Source organism: Candidatus Protochlamydia sp. W-9 (genome assembly GCF_001950615.1).
GTDB classification, from domain to species: domain Bacteria; phylum Chlamydiota; class Chlamydiia; order Chlamydiales; family Parachlamydiaceae; genus Protochlamydia; species Protochlamydia amoebophila.
The window spans coordinates 1-9,151 of sequence record NZ_BCPZ01000033.1 but is presented as its reverse complement, the minus strand read 5'-3'; the positions used below and the strand labels follow the sequence as shown (position 1 = coordinate 9,151).

Annotated in this window: 7 protein-coding genes and 3 pseudogenes; 4 read left to right on the top strand and 6 right to left on the bottom strand. The window is 34.9% G+C overall.

Going from position 1 to position 9,151, the window contains the following annotated elements; all coding sequences use genetic code 11:
* The 5 genes and pseudogenes from BU804_RS11760 to BU804_RS00825 form a co-directional block, all read right to left on the bottom strand.
* Positions 1 to 104, bottom strand: a pseudogene (locus BU804_RS11760) (IS5/IS1182 family transposase); the annotation flags it as partial.
* A 722-nt stretch (positions 105 to 826) separates the two neighbouring features.
* Positions 827 to 2,881 (bottom strand): leucine-rich repeat domain-containing protein, encoded by a 2,055-nt coding sequence (locus tag BU804_RS00845; RefSeq protein WP_075882603.1) that lies wholly within the window; start codon positions 2,879 to 2,881, stop codon positions 827 to 829.
* A gap of 887 nt (positions 2,882 to 3,768) precedes the next feature.
* A pseudogene (locus tag BU804_RS00840) lies at positions 3,769 to 4,974 on the bottom strand (IS3 family transposase).
* A gap of 719 nt (positions 4,975 to 5,693) precedes the next feature.
* Positions 5,694 to 6,017 carry a hypothetical protein gene (locus BU804_RS00830; protein ID WP_075882601.1) on the bottom strand — a complete coding sequence of 108 codons (324 nt, stop codon included), beginning with the start codon at positions 6,015 to 6,017 and terminating at the stop codon, positions 5,694 to 5,696.
* Positions 6,018 to 6,132: 115 nt separating this feature from the next.
* Positions 6,133 to 6,798, bottom strand: coding sequence for a ParA family protein (locus BU804_RS00825; protein ID WP_075882600.1), 666 nt, complete (start codon positions 6,796 to 6,798; stop codon positions 6,133 to 6,135).
* 42 nt (positions 6,799 to 6,840) lie between these two features.
* Between BU804_RS00825 and BU804_RS00820 the strand changes: the two are divergent.
* From BU804_RS00820 to BU804_RS00810, 4 genes and pseudogenes are all read left to right on the top strand, one after another.
* Positions 6,841 to 7,247 (top strand): annotated as a pseudogene (locus BU804_RS00820) (CHAT domain-containing protein); the annotation flags it as partial.
* A 78-nt stretch (positions 7,248 to 7,325) separates the two neighbouring features.
* A complete protein-coding gene (locus tag BU804_RS17265) occupies positions 7,326 to 7,790 on the top strand; it encodes an IS1 family transposase (RefSeq protein ID WP_445082290.1) in 465 nt (154 codons plus the stop codon).
* A gap of 60 nt (positions 7,791 to 7,850) precedes the next feature.
* Positions 7,851 to 8,027 carry an IS1 family transposase gene (locus BU804_RS17260; protein WP_445082291.1) on the top strand — a complete coding sequence of 59 codons (177 nt, stop codon included), beginning with the start codon at positions 7,851 to 7,853 and terminating at the stop codon, positions 8,025 to 8,027.
* 264 nt (positions 8,028 to 8,291) lie between these two features.
* Complete coding sequence (locus tag BU804_RS00810) at positions 8,292 to 8,489, top strand: hypothetical protein (RefSeq protein WP_075882599.1); 198 nt, start codon at positions 8,292 to 8,294, stop codon at positions 8,487 to 8,489.
* A 334-nt stretch (positions 8,490 to 8,823) separates the two neighbouring features.
* Here the strand turns inward: BU804_RS00810 and BU804_RS14385 are convergent.
* Positions 8,824 to 9,151 (bottom strand): hypothetical protein (locus BU804_RS14385; protein ID WP_226996079.1); only part of this gene is annotated, 328 nt, incomplete at its 5' end.

Here is a 9,151-nt window from a genome sequence, read left to right as displayed (position 1 = left end):
TTATCTCTTGCTATACCACCCCAAGCCCCTCTTCTTCCTGGCAAATGAGGTCCCAGTAAATTCCAAACTCTGTCGGATATATCATGTCTTCTGTGCGCTTCCATAAGATGCTCCATTGATGAGCGTAGAAGAGTAGCATATTTAAGCATTTATTTTATTTCTCGTGACTACACAATCTAGGATTAAACCCAAAATTAGAAATATTCAAAATGACCATCCAAGTAAGTAAAATAAATTTTCATTTTATAGATGTTTTAATGGCGTATAGATAAAAATTATGGCAACATTAATAAGTTAAAATAGGCAGTTACATTATTAGAAATATTCAAAATGATTCTCAAAATGAATTAAATAAATTTTAATTTATGAATGTTTTAACAATATGATGGATAGATAAGAATCATGGCAATAGTCATAAGATAAAATAGGTAAGCATATTTAAAGAGAAAATCTCGTTTTATCAATGAAGAGCTATTAAAAAATTAAGTAAAAATTGATAAAGCTTACCTACAAACTCTTTAGTTTTTGATTGAAAATGCCTTAAGTCCACGATTCGATTAGGAAATATATAGACGAGAAATTGCTGCTACTAAAATTAATCTCTAGGCTTAATTTTAGTCCATAGTACATTTTTAAGTGTATTTTTTGGCGTTTACAAACATAGAATTGTTTGTATAGTATCATTCAAAATGAGCGAATATTTCTCTTAGGAAAACGTCTCGTTGAGAGTCGATAAACTTTAATGAAATTTTATCTTTGATCTCCTTAGGATAATGCACTCTTTTATTTTTGGCGCTAAAATTCCTGCTTTTGTATTAAGATTTTTTTACCTAACAATTTCTAAATTGAGTGAAGTTGCTAAAGCTTTAAAACGTGCTAATCCATCATCGGTGAAATTCTTACAGCCAAGTAGATTTAGATATTGCAAAGCCATTAGGGGTGTTAAATGGGCTAATCCCTCATCAGTGAAATTTTTGCACCAACTTAGATCTAAATGCGTCAAAGTCACCAAAGATTTTAAATGCGCTAATCCAGCATCAGTGAGATGCCGGCATTCGCTTAAATCTAGATGCTGCAAACCCGTTAAGGGTATCAAATGGGCTAATCCACCATCAGTGAGATTTTCACAATCGTTTAGATCTAGATACTGCAAACCAGTTAAAGGTTTCAAATGGGCTAATCCATCATCGATGAGATGATAGCACCTGCTTAGATTTAGACGCTGCAAACCCGTTAAGGGTGTCAAATGCGCTAATCCAGCATCAGTGAGATTCTCACGATCGCTTAAACCACGATCGCTTAAACCTAGATACTGCAAATCCGTTAAGGGTGCCAAATGCGCCAATCCGGCATCAGTGAGATTCTCACAATCGCTTAAATCTAGATACTGCAAACCCGTTAAGGGTGCCAAATGCGTCAATCCGGCATCGTTGAGTTTGTAGCATCTCCTCAGATCTAGATGCTGCAAAGCCGTTAAAGGTGTCAAATGGGCTAATCCAGCATCGGTGAGATTATCAAAATAGCTTAGATCTAGATACTGCAAAGCCGTTAAAGGTGTCAAATGGGCTAATCCAGCATCAGTGAGATTTTCACAACCGCTTAGATTTAGATGCTGCAAAGCCGTTAAAGGTGTCAAATGGGCTACATCAGTGAGATTTTTACAATCGCTTAAATTTAGATACTGCAAAGCCGTTAAAGGCGTCAAATGGGCTACATCAGTGAGATACCGGCATTCGCTTAAATCTAGATGCTGCAAAGCCGTTAAAGGTGTCAAATGGGCTAATCCATCCGTAAGATTTGCACAGTGGCTTAGATTTAGATACTGCAAAGCCGTTAAAGGCGTCAAATGCGTTAATCCTACATCAGTGAGATGCGAGCATTCGCTTAAATCTAGATGCTGCAAAGCCGTTAAAGGTGTCAAATGGGCTAATCCAGCATCCGTAAGATTTGCACAGTGGCTTAGATCTAGATGCTGCAAGGCCGTTATGGGTGTCAAATGCGCTAATCCAGCATCAGTGAGTTTCCTACAGTAGCTTAGATCTAGATGCTGCAAGGCCGTTATGGGTGTCAAATGCGCCAACCCATCGTCAGTGAGAGCCTGACATGCCTCTAAATGAATTGCTTTTAAATTTTTACAATCTTTTAATGCTAAAAGATGGGCATTCGTCAAATAAGGATTGTCTGAAAAATTGAGTGCTTCTATCTCATTTGAGAAATGATTTATAATTCTTTCAAACTCGGTTAAATGAGAGGCCTGGTTTAATAAGGCGCTTACAACGGTCAATTTTAAATAGTTTTTCAATGTGTTTAATCGACATTGCTGCGCGAAATTTAAAATCTCTTTTAATCTGACTAAACTTTCTTCAGTTGAGTTAAAGGGTTCAAATCTCTGGGATTTGTACCCTTCTATCAACTGTTTTTCTAAATTTTTCACCACTTCTGCCAGTTCATAATAATCGGCTAGTTGAATAGAAGAAGTAATCTTTTCTAAGGGAACTTTAAAGTTAGCGTCCATCAGGCAATTGAGCAAAAGCGTAAATTTTTTTTTCTTTAAAGCCAGAGGATGTTGCAGGGTTTCTTGAAATTGCCCCGACCACAGATTGTTAAAGTAATGTGATTTTTCCCTTAACAAAGCTAGCTGAGAATGAGAAATAGTCAGAGAAGTTCCTTCTTGAAAGCTTAGTTGAATTTCATCAGATGAAACTGAAGGATCGGGAGCTGGAATCGTTGGTGCACTAGTTTCTTCTGTATTGGCCAAAGGATTGTCTAGGGAGTTATTTTCCTCTTCAGGAAGTTCGTTAACATTTTGAGAGTGATAGTAAGATGGAGTCGTTGTATTGGCAAGGTAACTGTGACTAAACCCTGAATTAGAAATATTCAAAATGACCATCCCACTGAGTAAAATAAATTTTCATTTATAAATGTATTAAAAATATGACGTATAGATAGAAACATTGCAATAAACATTAAATAAGAGTCAATATTATTCAAATATAAACTTCTTAGTTTTTGATTTGAAAATGTTTTTAGTCTACGAGACTATATGATAACAAAACAAACAGGCTACAAGAGATCTAAAGTTTTAAAATGTACTAATCCCAGCATTATTGATTTTTAGAAACCTATTCAAATGTAAATATACTGCAAAGCCTCTAGAGGTGTCAAAAGGGTTAGCCCAGTATCAGTTTGATTATAGCAATAGCTCTGAACTAAATACCATAAAGCATCAAAGCTATCAAATGCACTAATCCATGGTTAATAAGCTTAACACAAGAGCTCAAATCGAGATGCTGCAAAGCTACTAAGGCCTCAAGTACGTTAATCCAGCAGCATTAGGTATTGGCAACACATCTGATTTAAATTAATTCGTAAAATGTTTATGATTCTTCAAACCAACTTAACACCTTAAGTTAAGGAGTTAATAAGTTTTATAGTTCTGTCCAAAACAAAAACCAACAAACTTTCTATTATTCATCTTTGGTTCATACATCATCGATAATTAGCTCTTTAAATTTTTATCATAATCGAAAATAAAATTAGAAAATGTGCATCAAAAATCGTCTTTCTAGATTTACTTAAATTAAAAACAAGTTACGATTGAATTGAAAAGCTTTGTTAGAAAGCCCTGAGATCATTAAGCATTAAGCCAAGTAATTTAGACATCCTAAGCAAAAATCCCATAACTTAAAAAATTGGACAATTCTACATTAATACCTAAATTGATTAGTTGAGTTATCCCTGTGGAGTTGCCCCTATAAAACCGGACCGCTAGCCTGCCATTTTTAATTTCCTTAAATACTCTCTTGGAGAGAGCATATTTAAAGCCTTATAAGGGGGCTTTAGCGTTATAGTCTTCGATCCAAATAGGCAATTGCTGCAAAACAGCTTCAGCACTTGTCAGATTGCCGAAATAAACATCATCTCTTTTAAAAGTTTTGACAAAAGCTTCTGCCATGCCATTACTTTCTGGACTATAAGGTGGCGTGGTTCTAATGGTTAAACCAAGCATTCTACCAAAATTGACAGTTTCTTTAGCCGTGTAACAGCTGCCATTATCAGAGAGCCATTCAAGAGGTACTCTAGCTTTTGGCTGTTCGAATCTATATTCAATAGTCTCAAGCATCAAATCTCGAATCATCTGCCCATCAATACCTATTGTAGAGGCAATATAACGCATGACTTCTCTGTCACACGTATCCAACGAGAAGGCGACATGAACACGATCACCATTTAAGCATTGAATAGAGAAGCTGTCTGAGCACCACCGTGTATTGCTGTAGAGAGTCTCTACTTTGCCTGTATGTAAGCGTTTAGGACGCCTGTTTGGCCTTTGTAGCAAAAGATGATGCTGCCTCATCAGTCTAAAAACTCGCTTATGATTAATGACTTTAAGTTTTTTCTCTTTGAGAAGGCTATTGATAATCGCATGGACCCTACGATAACCGTATGTCGGCCTGTCTTTAACCACCTCTTTGATTAAAGCTAAAATCTGTTCATTTTCCGCTTTAGAATAAAAGTCTGGCTGATGAGGTAAACGCTCTTTAAGCTGCTCCATAAGATTGGATCTTGCCACTTCCATCACTTCTGCTATTTTCCTTAGGCTAAATCGATTAAGCTTGGCAATGGCTGCCGCGAGATGAGTTTTTTTTCCTGCCCAAGCCTTACAGCCTCTTTTAAAATTTCATTTTCAAGTGTCTTTTTCCCAAGCATCCGCTCTAGTTCTCTTATTCGCTTTTCCATTTCTTTCACTTGGCTTTTGGGAACTAGTTCTTCTCGGCTGCTAATTCCTTGTAGTGCTCCTTGTTCCATCTGCCTTCTCCATGCAAAAAGTTGACTTGGTGTTATATCATATCTCCTTGCTATTTGGGAAACAGATTGACCTTCTTGATATGTTTTTTCAATGATCTGTTTTTTTTCTTCTAAGGACCATCGTCTTCTTCTTTCTACTGATGTAATTAATTTACAATTAGTCATAAATCTAGTCTTACTCCTATATCTTAGAAACAAGCTAGATTGTCCGGTTTATTTGGGGAGCACTACACCCTGGATCCTATTATATCTTTTATTTTAAAAATCAAAACATAAGAAAATTCGATTTAAAATATTAGCTTTTGACGTTTATTAACGAGAGATAACGTTATCTAATGTATTTTAGGATTAACAAAACAATCTTTAAAAATATTCAGTTAAATCTTTATTATCTAGGTAGATATTAAAGTTGTGCTTTAAATCTGTTTATATAGCAATATTGCAAGTTTAGAATTTATTCTGAAGCTTTTCTGATTTTATAGCCCTCAATAGCTAAAGAAACCGCTCTTGGACCATAACCTATTAGCTACCAAATATCCTTTCCTAATATGCCTAAATTTTAAACATACTTTTTGTTTCATTGCTTTGTTTGTGCTATGCATTTTGCAGGTTAAGAAAGAAATTTCGTGCAGACATTACATCTAATCTCGTTTTATATTATGTCAGATTATTGGTTAGTTTTATGTAGGCTCTTCAGCATTTAGATTTTAAGTGTTCTAAGATCAATAGTTGTATAGTTTGAATCTCTTTAAATAAGGAATTCCCTAACTTAAGGGGTTAGGAAAATAATTTAGTAATCCATTTTCTCACATCATCTTCATCTACCAGAATCTCCATAGACAAATGATTTTCTTTTTCTAAAAATATATCTATTAAGGCCCTCATTAAAGATTTGCTGTTATTCTTTCTTTAGAATCGTTTCCTTTTAGATCACGTGAGCGAAATTTCATAATCTTTTTAGCGACTTGGTCAAGACCTTCTTTTTGTTCAGCAGTTAAAAGAGCTGTTACCTTATCCAAGCTTTGCCATTTGGGCTTTTGTCCTATTACTGCTTGATCTTGAAGTTCACTAGATTCATCATTAATTTTTGGCTGATGAATGTAGTTAAAAGAGGCTGATTCTGGTTTTACTTCTTCAAGAGGCTTTTGAGAAGTAGATTTCAAACCATTAAATAAACTATTTTTTGTTTCTTGTGGATTTATTGCCATTAAGCTTTCTCCAATCTATGCAAAAGCTCTTTTGTCGCATTTAAATAATCGGAATGACCCTTTCCTTTTGAATTTTCAGCTTGAAATATAGTTTGTCTTTTTTGTGGACATGCTTTCAACTTCGTATAAATCTAATGACGTTTTCAAACATATCTTCAGGAAATGTGCCTCGCAGTATATTTTCAACGCCACTTGAAATACTTTCTCTACGATTTACCATTGTTAATAAATATCCTAAATTTGATATGGATGGGTTAGATGGCTTGATTAACTCAATTGTTTTAATAAGATGTCGGATTCCAACAAGTGGAAGGTACTCTGCGCTCACTGGCACTAAATAATAGTTACTTGCGATAAGGCTATTTACTGTTGTAAAACTAATATAAGGTGGGTTATCAATTAAGATAAAATCATATTCGGATATTAAATCATTTTTAAGCGCATCTTTAAGCTTATATTCTCTTCTTATCGGGCAAGAATGTAATTTTAAATCGAGATCAATCATTGATTCGCCAGAAGGAGCGATCTGAAGATTATCTACCAAAGTAGGCTTGATGATGTCTTTTAAGGAAATTTTATCATTTAAAATAGCCTCGGTAATATTTATTTCTTTTTCATCAAGATCACCAATTAGGCTATGTGTAAGATTCATCTGAGTATCAAGATCTATAGTTAAAACTTTTTTCCCCAATTTAGCCAAACCAGCAGAGATATTAACCGTCGTTGTTGTTTTACCAACCCCTCCCTTATGATTGATCACAGAAATTATAATAGGCTTCATAGGATTATTCCTTCTCGCTAAGTGCTTGGGTGTCTTTACGGACTGGATCCCCATTCCGTTTTTGAAGGTCTTTTCAAGCTTAATCCTGATATGGAGCATCCTCAAGGCTATATCCATGCGCAAGAAATTGCAGTACTTACTCTTCGCTCAGAGCTTGTTTTTATGAATACCTGCTTCTCTGGCAGAGGCAAGCGTCACAGAGAAGGAACGTTGGTCCTGTCTGGCCTTTTTTGACAGCTGGAGCCCTGTCAACTGTCGCAACTTATTGGCAACTGCCAGATAGTGATTTGACGCTTCAAATGGTTGACGCATTTTATCGTCACCTTTTAGGAATAGAGGTGGAAAAGTTAAATAAAGCCCAAGCCTTACAAAAAGCCATGGTAATAGCCATTGAGAAAAAACGAGAAAAACCACATCTATGGGGAAGTTCTTTCTTATCGGGACGGTAGTGCTAAATAGGTAAGGCTATTCCAATAAACTGATCTAATTTGATAGATTAATTATTCTAATTTAAGCGGAGAAGAGCAATGAGATGTACGCATTGCGGCTCAGATTTGGTAAAGAAGAATGGTTATACAAGACATGAAAAGCAAAATTTTCGCTGTTTAGAGTGTGGCAAACAGTGGAGCGAAAACAATGAAGCTAAAATCATTAACAAACAAACAAAGGAACTTGTCAGAAAAGCTCTTCTAGAAAGGGTGTCTCTTAATGGAATTTGTAGAATTTTTGATGTAAGGATGCCATGGCTGCTAGATTTTATTAATTTCATTATCAATGATTTACCTGAGGATTTAAATGCACAAGTCACTTGTGGTGAGAAAGATGAGTTGGAAGTGGCTAAACTTGAAGTAGATGAGCTATGGAGTTTTGTAGGAAATAAGAAAAATGATCAGTGGTTATGGCTCATCTTGCATAAAAAAGTCGCCAAGTGCTTGCTATGCAAGTGGGTCCTCGAGATAAAAAAACCGCTGAGCTTCTTTTTGCGGAACTAGCCGAATCATTAAAAAAAAGCCCTCTATTTCACTGATAAATTTAATGTCTATTACGAAACCATTCCTTGGAGTCAACATCAACCAGTTAGCAAGCAATCTGGTCAGACAAGCGACATGGAAAGATTTAATTGTATTCTCAGACAAAGATGTGCAAGACTTGTAAGGAAAACACTTTCATTTTCTAAAAAACTAACTAATCACATTGGGTTAATAAAATACTTTATTTGTTTGGGTTAATAAAATACTTTATTTGTGATTACAATAGATAATCGAGAGCCTTACCTATTTAGCACTACCCATTTTTGTTTTTATAGTGTTAAATCCGTTCAAGAATCATTGATTTTTTCAAAGCTAACAATGCAGCAACAAGTTTAAGCGTAAGGTTTTTATGCACCCATCGTTTTTCATTATCGGAATTCTGTTTTTTATAGCGATTCTTTTAAACTATTACTACCTTAATTCTAATTCAGATATTGACTTAGACGATTAGAAAGGCTTACTTTGACTCCTTTAAGAATTCGAATAAATCAAAATGATAATAAGGCTGATCGCAAGCTAGCTCAACCTTTAAACTTGTATGGGAAAACCAAACTTTTAGACTCTCTGATGCAAAAATGGCATTATAAGTTAGTTGGTCTAGCGACAGGAGCTTTAATCATTTCTGGTAAAGGAGTAGGATTGAGATGGCCAAAATGTTGAATGAGCCTATCAATGATGACAGGATAGGGCAATCTTATGATAATAGAGTCAATCAATTATGCGAGAAATAACGAAGGGAAAAGTATCAAAAAATTGTTTAATGAAAGTTGTGTTTTACTAGGTAAAATTTTTTAATTGATAAATCGCTCAACTTTGCGCTGAAGATTTTTTTATAGTATCGTGCTGATAACCAATTTTATAAGGAATTCTTTTTAAATGCAAAATTTGTTGTGATTCATCACTTTGCAATATTCCTTTTCCTTTGAAACTTAGTTCAGCAGAAAGGTCACAAACAAGGTAAATTAACGCTAATAATCGTAAAAATAGTTTTTTTTCATAATAAAACCGATTTATAAGTAAAATTAATTGTATACATCTTTAATATTGAAAATTTTTTAATTGCTTTTAGATGATTTGACTCAAGGTTGAAAACTTTCTGATAGTATAGGATGGCAACTTTCAAATATTTAACAACTTTATATTCATTTTCACGAGTAGCTTTATTGGGGATGTCAGGGTAAATGACGAGCGGTTGACAAGGGAGTCTAAAAACAAAGGAAAGAAACGGGGCAAAAAAAAGGGCCTTAAAACGGGGTGTTTTAAGGCCAAAAAGAAAAGTTTGGCGGCGACCTACTCTCCCACACTCTTGTGTGCAGTACCAT